The 19,053-nt window shown below is 72.4% G+C and carries 16 protein-coding genes and 2 pseudogenes; 12 read left to right on the top strand and 6 right to left on the bottom strand.

Going from position 1 to position 19,053, the window contains the following annotated elements; translation table 11 throughout:
• Window positions 1–4: 4 nt before the first annotated feature.
• Both cpaB and ABZ128_RS00945 read right to left on the bottom strand, forming a co-directional pair.
• The gene (gene cpaB, locus ABZ128_RS00950; protein ID WP_356845298.1) at window positions 5–706 is read right to left on the bottom strand and encodes a Flp pilus assembly protein CpaB; all 702 of its coding nucleotides are present in this window, start codon (window positions 704–706) and stop codon (window positions 5–7) included.
• Between the two features lie 46 nt (window positions 707–752).
• On the bottom strand, window positions 753–1,712 hold the full coding sequence (locus ABZ128_RS00945; RefSeq protein ID WP_356845296.1) for a hypothetical protein: 960 nt from the start codon (window positions 1,710–1,712) through the stop codon (window positions 753–755).
• A gap of 365 nt (window positions 1,713–2,077) precedes the next feature.
• On the opposite strand from ABZ128_RS00945, the gene ABZ128_RS00940 reads away from it, so the two are divergent.
• The 8 genes from ABZ128_RS00940 to ABZ128_RS00905 all read left to right on the top strand — a co-directional run bounded on the left by ABZ128_RS00940 (window position 2,078) and on the right by ABZ128_RS00905 (window position 11,209).
• Window positions 2,078–3,772: a glycoside hydrolase family 18 protein gene (locus ABZ128_RS00940; RefSeq protein ID WP_356845294.1), complete on the top strand. Its 1,695-nt coding sequence runs from the start codon at window positions 2,078–2,080 to the stop codon at window positions 3,770–3,772.
• A gap of 140 nt (window positions 3,773–3,912) precedes the next feature.
• Window positions 3,913–5,250, top strand: a complete 1,338-nt coding sequence (locus ABZ128_RS00935) for a M14 family zinc carboxypeptidase (RefSeq protein ID WP_356845292.1) — start codon at window positions 3,913–3,915, stop codon at window positions 5,248–5,250.
• A 231-nt stretch (window positions 5,251–5,481) separates the two neighbouring features.
• Window positions 5,482–6,774 carry an alanine racemase gene (locus ABZ128_RS00930; RefSeq protein ID WP_356845290.1) on the top strand — a complete coding sequence of 431 codons (1,293 nt, stop codon included), beginning with the start codon at window positions 5,482–5,484 and terminating at the stop codon, window positions 6,772–6,774.
• A gap of 15 nt (window positions 6,775–6,789) precedes the next feature.
• A complete protein-coding gene (locus tag ABZ128_RS00925; RefSeq protein WP_356845289.1) occupies window positions 6,790–8,361 on the top strand; it encodes a D-aminoacylase in 1,572 nt (523 codons plus the stop codon).
• 74 nt (window positions 8,362–8,435) lie between these two features.
• Window positions 8,436–8,627 carry a hypothetical protein gene (locus ABZ128_RS00920; RefSeq protein ID WP_356845287.1) on the top strand — a complete coding sequence of 64 codons (192 nt, stop codon included), beginning with the start codon at window positions 8,436–8,438 and terminating at the stop codon, window positions 8,625–8,627.
• 170 nt (window positions 8,628–8,797) lie between these two features.
• A complete protein-coding gene (locus tag ABZ128_RS00915) occupies window positions 8,798–9,250 on the top strand; it encodes a nitroreductase/quinone reductase family protein (protein WP_356845285.1) in 453 nt (150 codons plus the stop codon).
• A gap of 249 nt (window positions 9,251–9,499) precedes the next feature.
• On the top strand, window positions 9,500–10,711 hold the full coding sequence (locus tag ABZ128_RS00910; protein WP_356845283.1) for a pyridoxal phosphate-dependent aminotransferase: 1,212 nt from the start codon (window positions 9,500–9,502) through the stop codon (window positions 10,709–10,711).
• 90 nt (window positions 10,712–10,801) lie between these two features.
• A complete protein-coding gene (locus ABZ128_RS00905; protein ID WP_356845281.1) occupies window positions 10,802–11,209 on the top strand; it encodes a hypothetical protein in 408 nt (135 codons plus the stop codon).
• Between the two features lie 56 nt (window positions 11,210–11,265).
• Here the strand turns inward: ABZ128_RS00905 and ABZ128_RS00900 are convergent, their stop codons facing one another.
• Window positions 11,266–11,685: a hypothetical protein gene (locus ABZ128_RS00900; protein ID WP_356845280.1), complete on the bottom strand. Its 420-nt coding sequence runs from the start codon at window positions 11,683–11,685 to the stop codon at window positions 11,266–11,268.
• 143 nt (window positions 11,686–11,828) lie between these two features.
• Here ABZ128_RS00900 and ABZ128_RS00895 point away from each other — a divergent pair.
• The 3 genes and pseudogenes from ABZ128_RS00895 to ABZ128_RS00885 form a co-directional block, all read left to right on the top strand.
• Window positions 11,829–12,117, top strand: a pseudogene (locus ABZ128_RS00895) (hypothetical protein); the annotation flags it as partial.
• Between the two features lie 49 nt (window positions 12,118–12,166).
• Window positions 12,167–12,466: pseudogene (locus ABZ128_RS00890) on the top strand (hypothetical protein); the annotation flags it as partial.
• Window positions 12,467–12,858: 392 nt separating this feature from the next.
• The gene (locus ABZ128_RS00885) at window positions 12,859–13,053 is read left to right on the top strand and encodes a hypothetical protein (RefSeq protein WP_356845278.1); all 195 of its coding nucleotides are present in this window, start codon (window positions 12,859–12,861) and stop codon (window positions 13,051–13,053) included.
• Window positions 13,054–13,148: 95 nt separating this feature from the next.
• Here the strand turns inward: ABZ128_RS00885 and ABZ128_RS00880 are convergent, their stop codons facing one another.
• Window positions 13,149–14,972 carry a phosphoenolpyruvate carboxykinase (GTP) gene (locus tag ABZ128_RS00880; protein ID WP_356845277.1) on the bottom strand — a complete coding sequence of 608 codons (1,824 nt, stop codon included), beginning with the start codon at window positions 14,970–14,972 and terminating at the stop codon, window positions 13,149–13,151.
• Window positions 14,973–15,182: 210 nt separating this feature from the next.
• On the opposite strand from ABZ128_RS00880, the gene ABZ128_RS00875 reads away from it, so the two are divergent.
• On the top strand, window positions 15,183–15,866 hold the full coding sequence (locus ABZ128_RS00875; protein WP_356845275.1) for a hemolysin III family protein: 684 nt from the start codon (window positions 15,183–15,185) through the stop codon (window positions 15,864–15,866).
• Between the two features lie 71 nt (window positions 15,867–15,937).
• Here ABZ128_RS00875 and ABZ128_RS00870 read toward each other — a convergent pair whose 3' ends face one another.
• Window positions 15,938–17,998, bottom strand: coding sequence for a thioredoxin domain-containing protein (locus ABZ128_RS00870; protein WP_356845273.1), 2,061 nt, complete (start codon window positions 17,996–17,998; stop codon window positions 15,938–15,940).
• Between the two features lie 34 nt (window positions 17,999–18,032).
• On the bottom strand, window positions 18,033–18,653 hold the full coding sequence (locus ABZ128_RS00865; RefSeq protein ID WP_356845272.1) for a DUF4344 domain-containing metallopeptidase: 621 nt from the start codon (window positions 18,651–18,653) through the stop codon (window positions 18,033–18,035).
• Window positions 18,654–19,053 lie beyond the last annotated feature (400 nt).

The following is a 19,053-nucleotide window of genomic DNA, read 5'->3' as shown; positions in this document are numbered from 1 at the left end:
GGCCTCACCTGTCCCCGTCGAGGGTGTACGTGCGGTCGGCCGCGCCGGGCGCGGAGTCGGTGCCGGGGGCCACCAGGGCCAGGCGGACGTGCTCCGCGAAGGATTCGGCGTAGGCGACGCGCTGGGTGTCCTTGGTGTTCAGGGCGAAGGTGATCGGGACGGCCTCGGCCGGGCCCTTCTTGTCGCTGTCCCGGTCCAGCGGGGTGAGCTTGCCGACGTTCAGGACCCGGGCATTGGCCACGATGATCACCGAGCGGGAGGGCTCGGTGTCCTTGGCGCCCCTGAAGGTGGCGATGATGTTGACCTTGGCCCCGGAGTAGATCTTGCCGGCCACGCCCGTGGCGGCGTCGATCATGATGGCGATCTCCTGCTCCCCGGGCTGGAGCTGGGGTTTGTCGACGAACATGTCCGCCTGGAGCAGGGAGCCCTTCCTCAGGGTGGTGAGGGCGATCTTGTCCTTGACCTGGCCGAGGTCGGTGACGGCGGTCGCGGACAGCCAGCGCTTGGGGATGGCGACCTCCTCGAACTGGCCGGCCGCCAGGGGGCTGTACGGCGCGATGTCGGCCTTGGCGCGGTACGCGACGACCTCGGAGCCCACCTTGGAATTGACGTCACCGATCACCACGAGAACCCCGCCGAACGCCGCGAGGGCACACAGGGCCGACAGGAGCAGCAGGATGACGCCGCGGCGCTGGCGTGAGTTCATGAGCCGTACTACCTCGCCGTTCTTCGTTCGTTCGGGCCGGTCGGAGTCACGATCTGGAAGAGCTGGAGGAGCTGGAGGAGCGGGAGGAACGGGAGGAGCCGGTGGTCCCGGAAGGGCTGCCGGCGCCGGAAGCCCCGGACGCACTCGCGGGTGCGGCGGGCGGGGGCGCGGTGAGGGGTGCGGCGCAGAAGCCGCAGCGGTCGCCGATCAGCTCGAACCCGCACCACCGGCACTCCTCGCGGCGTACGGACGCCACCAGTTGGTAGAGCACGGACAGGTCCGGGATGGCCGCGGCGAACTCCACCAGCTTGGGGGTGGCCCACCAGGCGGCCGAGTCGGCCGGCAGCGGGTTCTCCATCACGCCCTGGACCCGCCAGGCGGGGGCGAGCTCGGCCGTCACCCAGTCGGAGGCGAGCTGGCCGCGCGCGAAGGTGAGGTGGGTGGCGAAGTCGGGGCCGGGCGGCAGTCCGCCGCTGCGGTGGGCCCCCGACCCGGAGCCGCCCAGCTTGAGCAGGTGCGGGGCCGGGTGGGCGAGTACGGCGAACTGCGCGCCCGGCGACCACGACTTCGCGTGGGCCTTGAGGCTCACCGCGACCCGGTCCAGCCGGGCCACCGAGCCGAGCAGGGCGCCCGCGTGGATGTAGTGCGACAGCAGCCGGGCGGCGGAGGCCACGACACCGGGACTGAAGTCGCACACGCTGAGCTGACGCAGCTGACGTACCAGCAGGGCGGTCGCGAGCGGGGGCAGATCGGTGCCGACGAGGGCGATCCGGTCGGTTTCGAGGATGGCCCGTACCGTGTGCAGCCGGCGGACGGCGGCGGGCGGAAGCCAGTCCGGGACGACGGCCACGAGGTGGCCGTGGCGCTCCAGCAGGGTGCTGGTCTCGGCGAGGGCGCCCTCCAGGTCGAGCTGCCCCGGCGGGCGCAGCACGACGGCCGGCGGCGTGTGCCGGTCAGGGGCCGGCAGCACCAGATCGGTGCTGGTGACGGCAATGGCGGTCGGCACGCGAATCCCCCTGTTCACCCCGTACGCCACATGTGTCGGTGCGCCCGCTCCCGTACGCGCGCACCCTGCGCGACCGCAAACGATCGACGCACATCCCCCGTGCTCCAGCACCATATCCGCGTCGTCCCTGGCAGGTCAGGCCCTTGGTGATTCCCGCCTTCCGACGCCCTGTCACAGGTGGCCGAAAACCCGGGCAACCAGGACCCGGGGCCCGATCAGTTCAAGCCACATTGCAAAGAGTCTTGACACGAGGATTGGTCTGGACCAACTTGGGGCGCACCGGTCTGCGGGGATCCCCCACATGCTCCTCAACACCCCCGCTGCACCACCCCCTTCGCCTTCCTTCCTCCCCCCACGGAGCCCACGTGAACCGCATACGCTCCCTCGCCCTTGTCGGCGCGGCCGCCCTCACCGCCGCGGGCCTGACCGCCCTCGCCACCGGCACCGCCCAGGCCGCCGACGTCAACGTCGCCCGCAACGGAGGCTTCGAGTCCGGTCTCGCCGGCTGGACCTGCACCTCGGGCAGCGGCGCCGTCGTCCCCTCGCCCGTCCACACCGGTTCCGGCGCGCTCAAGGCCACCCCGGCGGGCCAGGACAACGCCCGGTGCAGCCAGACCGTCACCGTCAAGCCGAACTCGACGTACACGCTGAGCGCGCAGGTCCAGGGCTCGTACGTGTACCTCGGCGCGACCGGTACCGGCACCCAGGACGTGTCCACCTGGACCCCCGGCTCGGGCGGCGGCTGGCAGAAGCTCTCCACCACCTTCAGCACCGGCCCCGGCACCACCGAGGTCACCGTCTGGACGCACGGCTGGTACGGGCAGCCCGCGTACTTCGCCGACGAGCTCAGCGTCTTCGGTCCGGACGGCGGTGGCGGCACCGATCCCGGCCCCTCCGTCCCCGGCGCCCCGGCCCGGCCCGCCGTTTCCGGCCAGAGCGCAAGCGGGCTCACGCTTTCGTGGAACGCGGTCTCCGGGGCCACCGGTTACCACGTGTACCAGGACGGCGTCCGCGTCCGGACGGTCTCCGCCTCCCCGGCCCAGATCACCGGGCTCGCCGCGGCCACCTCGTACTCCTTCCAGGTGAGCGCGTACAACGCGGCGGGCGAGGGCCCGAAGTCGGCGGCGGTGACCGGCACCACCACCGGCGGCGGGGACCCCGGCCCGAACCCGTCGGTGCCCAGGCACGCCCTGACGGGCTACTGGCAGAACTTCAACAACGGCGCCACCGTCCAGAAGATCTCCGACGTCTCCGCGCAGTACGACATCATCGCCGTCTCCTTCGCCGACGCCACCACCACGCCCGGGGCCATCACCTTCAACCTCGACACGGCCGGCCTCGGCGGCTACATGGTCGCCCAGTTCAAGGCCGACGTCGCCGCGAAGAAGGCCGCCGGGAAGTCCGTCATCCTCTCCGTCGGCGGCGAGAAGGGCACCATCTCGGTCAACGACGCGGCCTCCGCGGCCAACCTGGCGAACTCGGCGTACGCACTGATGCAGGAGTACGGCTTCAGCGGGATCGACATCGACCTGGAGAACGGCCTCAACCCGACCTACATGACGCAGGCGCTGCGCGCGCTGTCCGCGAAGGCGGGGCCGTCCCTGGTCATCACGATGGCTCCGCAGACCATCGACATGCAGTCGACGGCGGGGGGCTACTTCAAGACGGCGCTGAACATCAAGGACATCCTCACCGTCGTCAACATGCAGTACTACAACAGCGGCTCGATGAACGGCTGCGACGGCAAGGTCTACTCGCAGGGCTCGGTCGATTTCCTCACCGCGCTGGCCTGCATCCAGCTGGAGGGCGGCCTCGACCCCTCGCAGGTGGGCATCGGCGTCCCGGCCTCCCCGAGCGGCGCGGGCAGCGGGTACGTCTCGCCGACCGTCGTGAACAACGCGCTGGACTGCCTGGCGCGGGGCACGAACTGCGGTTCCTTCAAGCCCTCGAAGACCTACCCGGGGCTGCGCGGGGCGATGACCTGGTCGACCAACTGGGACGCCAAGGCGGGTGGTGCTTGGTCCGACGCGGTGGGTCCGAAGGTCCACGGACTCCCCTAGGCGGTACCTGTGGGGGTGGCCGTACGGCAGACCCGGCCGCGTGTCTGATAAGTGCACGGCGGGTCTTGACCCGGACATGCCACAAGAGCACGCTGTGCGCGTCCGCACGGCTACCCCCACACTCCCACCCAGGAGAACGCATGCGGCTCCACACCCGACGCAGGGCCGCCGTCACGGCGGCCCTGCTCGCTCTCGCGCTCGGCGCACCCGCCTACGGCATGAGCGCGACGGCGGCCCCACCGCCCACACCGTCCACCGCCACCCAGGACGAGGCGATCGCCCAGTACGAGATCCAGGGCCCGTCCACCGCCGCCGAGCGGACGGCCCTGCTCCGCACGGGCGTCTCGATCGACGAGGTCGACGCCCGCTCGGTCGTCGTCAGCGCCGACCCCCTCCAGGCCAAGACCCTGCGGGCGCTCGGTTACAAGCTGACCGCCCTGCCCGGGCCGCCGGACCGCTCCGAGCGCGGCGTGGCGGCGAGCCCGATGGACTTCCCGTCCAAGGACTCGCTGTACCACAACTACGCCGAGGCGAACGCCGAGATCGACCAGCGCATCGCCCAGTACCCCTCGATCATGAGCAAGAAGGTGATCGGGAAGTCGTACCAGGGCCGGGACATCATCGCCATCAAGATCAGCGACAACGTCGCCACCGACGAGAACGAGCCCGAGGTGCTCTTCACGCACCACCAGCACGCCCGGGAGCACCTGACCGTCGAGATGGCGCTCTACCTGCTCAAGGAGTTCGGCTCCAAGTACGGCACCGACGCGCGGGTCACCAACATGGTCAACGCGCGCGAGATCTGGATCGTGCCGGACCTCAACCCGGACGGCGGCGAGTACGACATCGCGACCGGCTCGTACCGCTCGTGGCGCAAGAACCGGCAGCCCAACTCCGGCTCCTCCTACGTCGGCACCGACGAGAACCGGAACTGGAACTACAAGTGGGGCTGCTGTGGCGGATCCAGCGGCAGCAAGAGCTCCGAGACCTACCGGGGCGCGGCCGCCGAGTCGGCTCCCGAGGTGAAGGTGGTTTCGGACTTCGTCCGCAGCCGCGTGGTCGGCGGCAAGCAGCAGATCACCGCCGCCATCGACTTCCACACGTACAGCGAGCTGGTGCTGTGGCCGTTCGGGTGGACGTACAACGACACGGCTCCGGGCATGACCGCCGACGACCTCGCCGTGTACAAGACCATCGGCACGAGCATGGCGCGCAGCAACGGCTACACGCCCGAGCAGTCGAGCGACCTGTACATCACGGACGGGACCATCGACGACTGGCTGTGGGGCAACCAGAAGATCTTCGCCTACACCTTCGAGATGTACCCGTCGGACACCGGCGGCGGGGGCGGCTTCTACCCGCCCGACGAGGTGATCGACCGCGAGACGGCGCGCAACCGGGACGCGGTGCTCCAGCTGCTGGAGAACGCGGACTGCATGTACCGCTCGATCGGCAAGCAGGCGCAGTACTGCGTCTAGCGGTCCGGACCGGGTGAACGGGGGCGCCTTCCGCCGGGAGGGCGCCCCCTGCGTTGATCCTGGAGCCGGGCGCCCGACCGGCAGCGGCCCTCGGCCTGCCGGTGGACGAAAGCGCGGCCTGCGGGGGCGGTGCGGCGCGATGTTGACCCGCCGTCGCGCGGGCTGTTAGACAGCCGAGGGCACACCCTGCAACAACCGTTGCGTACCCCGCAACGCAAGGAGGAACCTGGCATGGGCAGCGATGCAGTCCGGCGGCTCGCCGACGAACCGGTCGACCACCGCTTCAAGGGCCTGCCCCCGGACGCCGAACGCGCCCGCCTGACCGTCGGGCAGCTGGCCGCGGAGCGCCGCGACCTCTACACCGGCGGGTTCACCACCCCCGTCCTGACCCTCGACGCCGAGGCGCTGGAGCACAACCTCACCGTCCTCGGCGCCTACGCCGAGCGCCACTCGCTCGCCTTCGCCCCGCACGGCAAGACCTGCATGGCGCCCCAGCTGTTCCGGCGCCAGCTCGACCACGGCGCCTGGGGCATCACCGCCGCCGTCCCCCACCAGGCCCGCGTCTACCGCGCCTTCGGCATCCAGCGGATCTTCCTCGCCAACGAGCTCGTCGACTCCGTCGCGCTGCGCTGGGTCGCCGACGAGCTCGCCGCCGACCCGGAGTTCCGGTTCGTCTGCTACGTCGACTCCGTACGCGGCGCCGAGCTCATGGACCGGGCGCTTCGGGAGCACACCGGAGGGGCCGGGCGGCGCGTGGACGTGGTCGTCGAGCTCGGCGCGGGCGAGGGCGCCCGCACCGGCGCGCGGACCGAGGACGACTGCCGGGCCGTCGCCGACGCCGTGGCCGCGACGGCCACCCTGCGCCTGGTCGGCGTCGCCGGGTACGAGGCGGAGGTGCCCGGCGCCGACCCGGACCGCGTCCACGCCTACCTGCGCCGGCTCACCGGGCTGGCCGTCGAGTTCGACAAGGCCGGGCGGTTCTCCGCCGGCCTGGACGAGATCGTCGTCAGCGCGGGCGGCTCCGCCTGGTTCGACGCCGTCGCCGACGTGTTCGGCGAACTGCCCGAACTGTCCCGGCCCGTCCTGCGCCTGCTGCGCTCCGGGGCGTACGTCTCCCACGACCACGGCTGGTACGGCCGCCTGACCCCCTTCAACCGGGTTCCCGCGGAAGGGGGCCTGCGGCCCGCCTTCCGCCTGTGGACCCAGGTGGTCTCGCGCCCCACCGCCGGCCAGGCCTTCGTCAACGCCGGCAAGCGCGACGTCGCCTACGACCTGGGCCTGCCCGAGGCCGAACTGGTCCGCGACCCCCTCACCGGCGCCGAGCGGCCCGCGACGGGCGTCCGCGTGGTCAAGCTGTCCGACCAGCACGCCTGGCTGGAGACCGACTCCGCGGACGCCGTCCAGGTCGGGGACTGGGTGGCCCTGGGCATGTCCCATCCGTGCACCATCTTCGAGAAGTGGCCGCTGATCCCGGTGGTGGAGGCCGACGGCACCGTCACCGACTACGTGCGCACCTTCTTCTAGGCCCCGGCCGCCGCGGTGGACCTGGTGATCCGGGGGGCCCGTGTCGTCGACGGCACGGGCGGCCCCTCGTACACCGCCGACGTCGCCGTGCACGAGGGCCGGATCGCCGGGATCGGGCGGTCGCGGTCCGGCGGGCGGCGGACCCTGGACGCGGACGGCCTCGTCCTGGCACCGGGCTTCACCGACATGCACGCCCACAGCGACCTCGCCCTGCTGCGCGACCCGGACCACAGCGCGAAGGCCGCCCAGGGCGTGACCCTGGAGGTGCTCGGCCAGGACGGGCTCTCCTACGCGCCCGTGGACGAGCGCACCCTGGCGGAGGTGCGGGCCGCCATCGCCGGCTGGAACGGCCCCGGCGACGACGTGGACTTCGACTGGCGCACCGTCGGCGGCTACCTCGACCGGCTCGACCGCACGGGCATCGCCGTCAACGCCGCCTACCTCGTGCCCCAGGGCACCGTCCGCGCGTACGTCCTGGGCTGGCAGGACCGGCCCGCCACACCCCCCGAGCTCGACCGGATGCGCACGCTGGTCGCCGAGGGCCTCGCGCAGGGCGCCGTCGGGATGTCCTCGGGGCTCACCTACACCCCCGGCATGTACGCGCAGGGTGCCGAGCTGGCCGGGCTGTGCCGCGTCGTGGCGGCGTACGGCGGCTACTACTGCCCGCACCACCGCTCGTACGGGCACCGCGCGCTCGACGCCTATGCGGAGATGGTCGCGCTGGCCCGGGAGGCCGGCTGCGCCCTGCACCTGGCCCACGCCACCATGAACTTCCCCGAGAACCGGGGCCGGGCGCCCGAGCTGCTCGCGCTGCTGGACGCGGCGCTCGCCGAGGGCTGCGACATCACCCTCGACAGCTATCCGTACACCGCCGGCTGCACCACCCTCGCGGCGCTGCTGCCCAGCTGGGCGGGCGAGGGCGGCCCCGAGGCGGTGCTCGCCCGGCTGCGCGACGAGGCGTGGGCGGAGCGGATCCGCCACGCACTGGAGGTGACCGGCTCCGACGGCTGCCACGGGGTGCCCGTCGACTGGTCCGCGATCGAGGTGTCGGGCGTCACCGATCCGGCTCTGGCCGCGTACGTCGGCACGCGCCTGCCCGACTGGGACACCGCACGGCGGCTGCTGCTCGGGGACCGGCTCGGGCCGACGATCCTGCAGCACGTGGGGCACGAGGAGAACGTCCGGGCGATCATGCGGCACCGGATCCACACGGGCGGCTCCGACGGCATCCTCCAGGGCGCGAAGCCGCACCCGAGGGCGTACGGCACCTTCCCGCACTACCTCGGCCACTACGTGCGGGAGCTGGGCGTGCTCTCCCTGGAGGAGTGCGTGGCGCACCTGGCCGGGCGCCCGGCGGCCCGGCTGCGCCTGCCGGACCGGGGGCTGGTCCGGCAGGGCCACCGCGCCGACCTCGTCCTCTTCGATCCGCTGACGGTCGCGGCCGGGTCCACGTACGAGGACCCGCGCGCCCGGCCGACGGGCATCCCGCACGTCCTGATCGACGGGCGGTTCGTGGTGCGGGAGGGCCGCAGGACGGACGTCCTGGCCGGCCGGGCGGTCCGCCGCACGCCCCTCCGGGGGCGCTGACCGGGCCGAAGTGCGTTCTTGGGGCCGCCGCCGGAGGATGGGGGGACCGGGGGGGCACTTCGAGGAGGTACCCGATGGAAAGTGAATCGGACCAGCAGCCCACGGGCGACCGTCCCGCCAAGCTGTGGACGGGCGGTGAGCGGGCGTACGACCCCGAGGACCTCGTCATGGCGACGGGCGCCGACCCGACTCCGGAGCGGGTCGAGAAGGCCCGGCAGCTGATCGAGAAGGAGGGCCCGGAGGTCATCGAGCGCTACCTGCCCTAGGTCCCCGACCGGGCGGGCGGCAGCGCCGCGGTGGCTGCTGGTGGGCCCCGGTCCGGGGCAGCGCGCGCCCGGGCCGGGGCCCGGCCGTGCCCCGGGACGACCGCGGGGCGACCGCATCCAGAGGGGTGCAGGATCGTTAAGCCTGGCGGGGGTCGTTACTCGGAGGCAGCATGCAGACGGTCACCATCGACTGGGACCACCCCGCCGACCCGAAGCCGGTCCGCGAGCGGGAGCACGTACGCGACTACGTCACGACCGGCGGTCTCGACGGGCACCTCTGGCACGGGGTCCCGACGCTCCTGCTGACCACCGTCGACCGCGCCACGGGCCGCACCGCGCGGACCCCGCTGATCTACGCGGAGGACGCCGGCCGGCACCTGGTGGTGGCGGCGGGGTGGGGCGCGGCGGAGCACCCGGCCTGGTACCGCAACCTCACGGCGCACCCGGAGGTCCGCCTCCAGGTCGGCCCGGCCGTCTTGCGGGCCACGGCGCGCACGGCATGCCCGGTGGAGCGGGACGTGTACTGGCCGGCGATGACGGCCCTGTGGCCGCTCTTCGACGACTACCGGGCGGCGGCCGCACCCCGCGAGCTCCCGCTGGTGATCATCGAGTCGCTGTCGTAGACGGTCACCGCCAGGACGCCCCGCACACCGACGGGCACCCACAGCGCAGGCCACGTGACGAGCGCAACACCCGCCGCGTCCCGTCCGGACCGTACTCCGCCATTCCGCAGGCCGCAGCGGGGTGCGGCCGGGTTTTCCAAGGGCGGAGCCGGGCGTCACCCGGCCATCACGCGAAACGGGACATATCCCTCCTCCACTCCTGGCCGCAATACCGCAGCGGGCGCGCCGCCGGGCCCGTAAGCTCCCGTCATGCAGGTGATCCAGTCAACGAAACTCGCCAACGTCTGCTACGAGATCCGCGGCCCCGTCCTCGAAGAGGCGATGCGGCTCGAAGCAGCAGGTCATCGCATCCTCAAGCTCAACACCGGCAACCCCGCGGCCTTCGGCTTCGAGTGCCCTCCCGAGATCCTTGAGGACATGCTCCGCAACCTGGGCAACGCCCACGGGTACGGGGACGCGAAGGGGCTGCTCTCCGCGCGCCGCGCGGTCATGCAGCACTACCAGACCAAGGGCATCGACCTGGACGTCGAGGACGTCTACCTCGGCAACGGCGTCTCCGAGCTGATCCAGATGTCGATGCAGGCGCTGCTGGACGACGGCGACGAGGTGCTCGTGCCGGCGCCCGACTACCCGCTCTGGACCGCCTCCGTCTCGCTCGCGGGCGGCACCGCCGTGCACTACCGCTGCGACGAGCAGTCCGACTGGATGCCCGATCTCGGGGACATCGAGCGCAAGGTCACCGACCGCACCCGCGCCATCGTGATCATCAACCCGAACAACCCGACCGGCGCCGTCTACGACGACGAGATGCTGCGCGGGCTCACGGACATCGCGCGGCGCCACAACCTGATCGTCTGCTCGGACGAGATCTACGACCGGATCCTCTACGACGGCGCCACGCACACGAACACCGCCGCGATCGCGCCGGACCTGCTGACCCTGACCTTCAACGGGCTGTCCAAGAACTACCGCGTCGCGGGCTACCGGGCCGGCTGGATGGCGGTCTGCGGCCCCAAGCAGCACGCCGCCTCCTACATCGAGGGCCTGACGATCCTGGCCAACATGCGGCTGTGCGCCAACATGCCCTCGCAGCACGCCGTTGCCACCGCCCTCGGCGGCCGCCAGTCGATCGAGGACCTGGTGCTGCCCGGCGGGCGGCTGCTGGAGCAGCGCGACACGGCGTACGAGCTGCTGACGCAGATCCCCGGCATCACCTGCGTGAAGCCCAAGGGCGCGCTGTACCTGTTCCCGAAGCTCGACCCGACCGTCTACAAGATCAAGGACGACCGCCAGATGGTCCTCGACCTGCTCCGGGCCGAGAAGATCATGGTCGTGCACGGCACGGGCTTCAACTGGCCCGAGCCCGACCACTTCCGCATCGTGACGCTGCCGAACGCCAAGGACCTGGGCGACGCGGTGGTCCGGATCGGCACGTTCCTCGACGGCTACGGCCAGCCGTAGCCCATCGGAGCGGTATCAGTACCGGATCGAACACAACTTTAGAACGAATCCAATGTAGGATGGCCTCCTGACCACGCAGGAGGCCTCCTCATGTACGAGCCGATCCGTACCAAGTCGGTCGTCCACCGAGTGGGCGGCCGTCACACCGACAGCCACACCGGCTACCCGCACAGCAGTCGCGCCGAAGCGCTCGACACCCAGCTCGCCGGACATCTGGCGGCCCTGCTCGCCGTCACGGACGAGCTCGGGCTCGACGGCGAGGCCGCCCGCATCGCCGCCCAGGTGACCCGGCTGCGCGGTGGAGCCGAGCCCGCACGCGCCCCGAAGGCTCCCGCCGAGGAGCTCCCCGCACTGCACCGCAAGGCCCATGACCTGGCCGGGCGCGCCCTGGTCGTCGCCGCGTCCCGTGCCGACACCACCGTCGCGATCCTCGCCGCCCAGCGCATGGACGCGCATGCCGCCGCCCTGGCTTCCACGGACCTGGCCGGCGCCCTCTGACGGCCCCGGTCCGGGGCCGCCGAGGCCCCGGACCGGGTGCCACGCGCGCGCCGCGCTCAGGGTGCGGGCACGAACTCCGCCCCCGCGACCCCGCACCAGGCCGCGGTGGCGACCGGCCACACCGGGCCGACGGCCTCGCTGCGCTCCTGCGCGCCCGGAGCCACACCGGGGACCCGGACCAGCGCCTGCGCCGCCCGTGTGCCCGGCCCCGGCTCGGCGGTGTCGCGGAACTCCACCGTGACCACGTACGCGCCGGGCCCCGCGGGGCTGCCCGTCACCTCCACCGCCGCCACCACGCGCCGGCTCGCCGCGTCGATCCGGCACCCCGTGATCCGTACGTCCTCCACCGCGGGCCGCACCGGCGGCGGGCCCGGCTCGGCGCTGGCCCACACGTACAGGCCCAACGGGGCGAACACCAGCATTCCGGCCAGGGCCACGAGGCCGACCACCCAGCCCTGCCACTTCAATGCGCTCACGCCCATGGCACGATCCTCCCGGCCTGCCGCCCCGCCTGCCAGCACCCTCGGACCCACACAGCATTTCGAAGTGGGACCGCCTGCACACCGGACGTTCATGCAACTCCGCGCGGAATGCGGGTTTCCGTGAGCACGCTGCACCCGTGAGACGCATCCTGGGAATCGCCCTGGCGGTCCTGCTGCTCGGCGGTGTGGCGGCCGTCGTGCTCCTGGGGGACGAACGGCCGGGGACCACGGCAACGAAGACCGCGGTGCACGGCGTCATCGGATCCGAGAAGTCCGAATACTTCCGCGATCCCGACGTCGTCAAAGCCCTCGGATCCAAGGGCTACACCGTGAAGACGGCAAACGTCGGGTTCCTGGGCGATGGACCAGCTCGCCCTCGGGGACTACGACTTCGCCTTCCCCAGCAGCAGCGAACCCGCCACGGAGACCGAGGCCGCGGCCGGGGTGCAGGGAGCCCAGACCACCAGGCCGTTCTTCTCCCCTGGAGGCCGCCTACCAGCACCTGGGGCAGGGCGTCGCGGACGCCTTCACCTCCATCGTGCTGATGACGGACGGCCGGAACGCCGAGGGCGCGAACGCCGCGCACTTCGACGGCTTCTACGCGGCCCTGCCCGAGGCGCAGAAGCGCACCCCGGTCTTCGCGGTGCTCTTCGGGGACTCGGACCGCAGGGAACTCGGCCACATCACCGAGCTGACCGGCGGCCGGCTGTTCGACGCGACGAATGGGAACGGCTCGCTGGACGGGGCCTTCGAGGAGATCCGTGGCTACCAATAGGGTGCTCGGCTACCTGGAGTCGGGGAAGAACCTCGCCGGCAGCGCCTGCGGCCTGGCCGGGTTGGGTCTGGCCCCGACCGGGGCCGCGGGCCGGTACGGGCCGGCGGTCGTGGCCGGCCTGTACGCGGCGGGTGCGCTGATCGCCCCGCCCGAGCGGCCGCAGCCACCCGTGCCGGGGGGACTCGCCGAGCAGGTCGACGACGTACGACGGCAGTTGGCCCGGCTGCGGGACTGGATGGACGGGGTGGACCTGCCCCAGGAGGCCGAGGCGCTGCTCACGCGGCTGCTGGAGCGGGGGCGCTGCTGGAGCAGGGGCGGGCGGCGGATGCGGCCGCCGCGGGACCGCAGTGGGTGCAGACGCTGTCGCGGGCGATCGAACAGGACGTCCCGGAATGCGTGGACACCTACCACCGCACGCGCTGGTGGACCCGGTCACGCCGGGCGGGGAGTCGCCGGAGCGCCACCTGGAGCGGCGGCTGGCGCTGCTCCACGAGGAGGCGGAACGCGTGACGGCGGGCCTCCTGACAAGGGAGGCCCGCCGTCAGCAGGCGCACACGACCTGTCTGCAGGAGCACGAGGGCTACTGACAGACGCGACAGGTGGTCGGTGCTGCGGTGGGAACCGCTTGGTCGGGGGCTCCCACATCCGTGCGCCCTCTACGGGCGGGCTCGTTCGGGCTCGTTCAGCCCAGGCGCTCGACCAGCGCGTGGTACTGCTCCCACAGCTCCTTGGGAGTGTGGTCGCCGTAGGTGTTCAGGTGCTCGGGGACCAGGGCGGCCTCCTCGCGCCAGACCTCCTTGTCGACGGTGAGGAGGAAGTCGAGGTCCTCGGCCGGGAGGTCCAGGCCGTCGAGGTCGAGCGAGTCCTTGGTCGGCAGGATGCCGATGGGGGTCTCGACACCCTCGGCGGTGCCGTCGAGGCGGCCGACGATCCACTTCAGGACGCGGCTGTTCTCGCCGAAGCCGGGCCACACGAACTTGCCCGCGTCGTTCTTGCGGAACCAGTTGACGTAGTAGATCTTCGGGAGCTTGGCGGCGTCCGCGGAGGCGCCCACCTTGATCCAGTGCGCCATGTAGTCGCCCATGTTGTAGCCGCAGAACGGCAGCATGGCGAACGGGTCGCGGCGCAGCTCGCCGACCTTGCCCTCGGCGGCGGCGGTCTTCTCGGAGGCGATGTTCGAACCGATGAAGACGCCGTGGTTCCAGTCGAAGGACTCGGTGACCAGCGGAACGGCGGAGGCGCGGCGGCCGCCGAAGAGGATCGCGGAGATCGGGACGCCCTTGGGGTCCTCCCACTCGGGGGCGATCGTCGGGCACTGGGAGGCCGGGACGGCGAAGCGGGCGTTCGGGTGAGCCGCCGGGGTCTCGGACTCCGGGGTCCAGTCGTTGCCCTTCCAGTCGGTGAGGTGGGCGGGAGACTCCTCCGTCATGCCCTCCCACCAGACGTCGCCGTCGTCGGTGAGCGCGACGTTGGTGAAGACGGTGTTCGCGTACATCGTCTTCATGGCGTTGGCGTTGGTGTGCTCGCCGGTGCCGGGCGCGACGCCGAAGAAGCCGGCCTCGGGGTTGATCGCGTAGAGGCGGCCGTCCTCGCCGAAGCGCATCCAGGCGATGTCGTCGCCGATGGTCTCGACCGTCCAGCCGGGGATCGTGGGCTCCAGCATGGCGAGGTTGGTCTTGCCACAGGCCGACGGGAAGGCGGCGGCCACGTACCGGGCCTCACCCTGCGGCGGGGTGAGCTTGAGGATCAGCATGTGCTCGGCGAGCCAGCCCTCGTCGCGGGCCATGACGGACGCGATGCGCAGCGCGTAGCACTTCTTGCCGAGCAGGGCGTTGCCGCCGTAGCCCGAGCCGTACGACCAGATCTCGCGGGTCTCGGGGAAGTGCGAGATGTACTTGGTGGTGTTGCAGGGCCACGGCACGTCGGCCTCGCCCTCGGCGAGCGGAGCGCCGAGGGTGTGGACGGCCTTGACGAAGAAGCCGTCGGTGCCGAGCTCGTCGAGGACGGCCTTGCCCATGCGGGTCATGGTGCGCATGGCGACCGCGACGTACGCGGAGTCGGTGATCTCGACGCCGATGGCGGAGAGCTCGGAGCCGAGGGGGCCCATGCAGAACGGGACGACGTACATCGTCCGGCCCTTCATGGAGCCGCGGAAGATCCCCTTCTCGCCGGCGAAGAGCTCCTTCATCTCCGCCGGGGCCTTCCAGTGGTTGGTCGGGCCCGCGTCCTCTTCCTTCTCGGAGCAGATGAAGGTCCGGTCCTCGACGCGCGCGACGTCGGAGGGGTCGGAGGCGGCGTAGTAGGAGTTCGGGCGCTTGGTCTCGTCGAGCTTCTTGAACGTGCCCTTGGCGACGAGCTCCTCGCACAGGCGCTCGTACTCGGCCTCGGAGCCGTCGCACCAGACGACGCGGTCCGGCTGGGTGAGGGCTGCGATCTCGTCCACCCAGGCGACCAGCGCCTGGTGGTTCGTCGGGACGGAAGTGGGAGCCGCGTTGTCGCGCGCCACGATTGCTCCTTGTTGAGGGGTGTGTTTGGTGTATGCCCCGTGGGGGCTGCGACCCGGACGCTTCGCGCTCCGCTCATCCGGTGCCGACCGCACTCATCTGATCATCCGGTGGATGTGCGCATATGTCCAGGGGGCCTCTCACGTGAGCATCGCCACTCCCGTCAATCTTCCGTAAAGCGCACAACTGAAACCTACGGACCCGTAGGTAGCATGGCGTTCATGACTTCTGACGCCGCTGCCGTGGCCGTGCCGGCCGCTCCCGAGGCCAAACCGCTCATGCGCGGCTGGCTGCACACCGGGATGTTCCCGGCCGTCGTCGTCGCGGGCGTCGTGCTGATGGCCTTCACCGACTCGACCCGGGCCCGGGTGGCGTGCGGGGTGTACATCCTCACGGCCTGCCTGCTGTTCGGCATCAGCGCGGTGTACCACCGCGGCACCTGGGGACCCCGGGGCGAGGCCATCCTCCGGCGGCTCGACCATGCCAACATCTTTCTGATCATCGCCGGGACGTATACCCCGCTGACCGTCCTCCTGCTCCCGCCCTCCACCGGACGGACGCTGCTGTGGGCGGTCTGGATCGCGGCCGCGGCCGGGATCGCCTTCCGCGTCTTCTGGGTCGGCGCCCCGCGCTGGCTCTACACCCCCTGCTACATAGCGATGGGCTGGGCGGCGGTCTTCTTCCTGCCCGACTTCATGCGGGCCGGCGGCATCGCCGTCCTGGTCCTGGTGATCGTGGGCGGCCTGCTCTACAGCGCGGGCGGCGTCATCTACGGCATCAAGCGCCCCAACCCCTCCCCGCGCTTCTTCGGCTTCCACGAGGTCTTCCACTCGCTGACGCTGGCCGCCTTCGTGGCCCACTACGTGGGCATCTCCCTGGCCGCCTACGGGCGCTAGGGCCTCGGCGCCCCGCCGCGGCAGCCCCGGCGCGGTCGGCGGCGGGGCTGCCCGGCGGAGCTCCGGCGGCTTCAGTCGCGGACCGCGCCCACCTGCTGCGCCAGTTCGGCCGGGTCCGTCGTGGGCCGGGCACAGACGAAGTGGCGGCACACGTACGCCGTGGCACGGCCGTCCACGAGGGTGCGCCCGGCCAGCAGCGGGAACTCGGCCCCGCCGTCCGCCGCCTGCGGCACACCGGCCGCCACCACGGCCCCGGGAGCGGTCCCCAGCAGCGCCGTCCGGTGGAGCCGGGCCGTCGCCGGATCCTCCGGGTCACCGGCCACGGCCACCTCGCGCGGGCCGTCCAGCAGGGCCTCGGCGACCGCCAGTCCGTGCCCGATGAAACGCGGGACGCGCGGACCCAGCGCGTGCACGACCCCCAGCGCCCGCTCGGCCACCGTCCGGTGCGTCTCCGAGCCGGTGTGCGCCGCGTACGAGAGCAGCGCGCCGGCTGCGGCCGTCCAGCCGGAGGGGGCCGCCGTGTCGGTGGGGTCCTGCGGGCGGCGGATCAGCTGCTCGGCGTCGTGCGCGGTGTCGTAGAGCGACCCGTCCTCGGCGGTGAACCGGTCCAGCACCAGGTCGAGGAGGAATCCCGCGAACTCCAGCCACACCCCCTCGCCGGTGACCGACGCCAGCGCGAGGAAGCCCTCCGCGACGTCCCCGTAGTCCTCCAGCACCCCGGCGTTCGCGCCGACGTGCCCGTCCTTGCTGGTCCGGGCGAGCCGGGCCCGGCCGGCCACCGCGTCGAAGTGGACCCGCACCAGCAGATCGGCGGCCTCCGTGGCCCGCTCGACCAGGTCCGGCCGGTCGAAGTACGCCCCGCACTCGGCGAGGGCGGCGATCGCCAGCCCGTTCCACGCGGCGACGACCTTGTCGTCCCGCCCGGGCGCGGGCCGCTCGGCGCGGGCCCGCAGCAGCCGCTCCCGGATCCCGGCGATCCGCCCGGCCTCCACGGCGGGTCCGTCCTGCGGCAGCCGGAGCACGGACGTGCCGTGCTCGAAGGTGCCCTCGTCCGTCACCCCGAAGTACGCGGCGGCCAGGGCACCGTCCTCCTCGCCGAGCACCTCGGCCAACTGCTGCGGCGTCCAGGCGTAGTACGCGCCCTCCACGTGCTTGCCGCTCGCCGGGTCCTCGCTGTCCGCGTCGAGCGCCGAGGCGAAGCCGCCCTCGGCGGTGCGCAGCTCCCGGACCATGAAGTCGGCGGTCTCCAGCGCCACGCGCCGCGCGAGGTCGGAGCCGGTCGCCCGCCACACGTGGGCGTAGACCCGGCACAGCAGCGCATTGTCGTAGAGCATCTTCTCGAAGTGCGGAACCACCCAGTCCCGGTCCACGGAGTACCGCGCGAACCCGCCGCCCAGCTGGTCGTAGATCCCGCCCCGGGCCATGGCCTCGCAGGTGTCGGCGGCCATCTGCAGTGCCCCCTCGGCCCCGGTGCGGGCGTGGTGGCGCAGCAGGAACTCCAGCACCATGGACGGCGGGAACTTCGGCGCCCCGCCGAACCCGCCGCGCACGGCGTCGTACTCCCGGGTCAGCGCGAGCAGCGCCTGCGCCTGCTCCTGCGGCCCCGGGGCGCCGGCCTTGCCGTAGTCCAGCTGCCGCCCGGCCAGGTCCCGTACGATCCGCTGCGCGACGTCGGCCACCTCCTCGCGCCGCCCGGTCCAGGCGGTCCGCACCCCTTCGAGGACCTGCACGAAGGAGGGCATTCCGTGCCGCGGCTCGGGCGGGAAGTAGGTGCCGAAGTAGAAGGGCTCGGCATCGGGGGTGAGGAAGACGGTCATGGGCCAGCCGCCCTGCCCGGTGGCGGCCTGCACGGCCTCCATGTAGACGGCGTCGACGTCGGGGCGCTCCTCGCGGTCCACCTTGATGTTGACGAAGTGCTCGTTCATGGCGGCGGCGGTCAGCTCGTCCTCGAAGGACTCGTGTGCCATGACGTGGCACCAGTGGCAGCTGCTGTACCCGACGCTGAGCAGCACCGGCACGTCGCGCTCCCGCGCCTCGGCGAAGGCCTCCGGCGACCAGGGCCACCAGTCGACGGGGTTGTCGGCGTGCTGGAGGAGATAGGGCGAGGTCTCGTTCGCGAGGCGGTTCGACATGGGGCCATCCTCGCGCACCCCGCGCGGGCCCGCCTCAGGCTCGGGTGCACACGTGGACCGACATGGCGCCGGACAGGTCCATATGGCGGATGCGCAGGTCGGTGCCGTCGTAAGGGTCGGTGAGCGGCCGCGGTCCCGTGAGCACCCGGAGGTCGAGGCGGCCCCGGTGCAGGGACCAGCGGCCGGTCCAGGTCCCGGCGACGCCGGACCAGACGATGGTCCAGGTGCCGTCCTCGCGTACGGCGGCCCGCCCGGTGTCCTTGCGTCCGCCGTCGGGGCCCGGCAGGGTCGAGCGGATCGACCAGCCGCCCTTGACGAACTCGGCGAAGGCGCGGCCCGCCACGCCGGAGGCGGCGGGCGCCGGCCGGGACCCCGAGGACGAGGGCGGTACGGCGGCCCACCAGCCGGGCCGCCGCGCGTATCCCGCGCCGTACAGCAGGCAGAGGTGGGCGGCCGCGCGGGCCTCGGGCGGGGCGTGCTCGTCGCCGCGGAGGGCGGGGCCTTCGGCCGCCGCCAGCTCGTACGCCTCGGCGGCGGTACGGAGCTTCGCCTCGCCGGACGGGCCCTCGCGCAGGAGCATCAGGGTGGCGAAGCGGTCGGCGGCGTCCTCCTCGGCCCGGTCGCCGCCCTGCCGGCCGATACGCCACGAGCCCACGGCTGACGGGCGTCGCCCGAGGTGCCCAGGAGGCGGACCCGCCCGACCCAGACCGGCCCCGGAGGCCGGCGGTGCACCCTGACGGAGGTCGGGACCTGCGAGAAGAGGGGGGCTCGCCGGCCGGTGGCAGTCCGGGCGAGCCATGACGCGCCAACGCCCTCCCTGGCCCTACGCACCACCGACCACGCCGAGAACCTCCTCTCCGCAGGTCCCCTACCCCCGCCCGACCTGCCCCCGCTCACGGGGCCGATCCGGGGCAGCCCATGACGCATCTACGCCGGCCGGGGGCCGCGCGCAGCCGGAGCCCGTCAGCGCCGGTGTCAGCAGCACGGCCGCCGTCCGTACCGGCCTTCCCCGTCCTCGGTCCACCGGCCCAGCCTAGAACGTACATATATGCGCG

The organism is Streptomyces sp. NPDC006326 (genome assembly GCF_040612915.1).
Lineage (GTDB): Bacteria > Actinomycetota > Actinomycetes > Streptomycetales > Streptomycetaceae > Streptomyces.
Note: the sequence above shows the minus strand (reverse complement) of the source record. Positions and strands in the feature narration are given on the sequence as shown.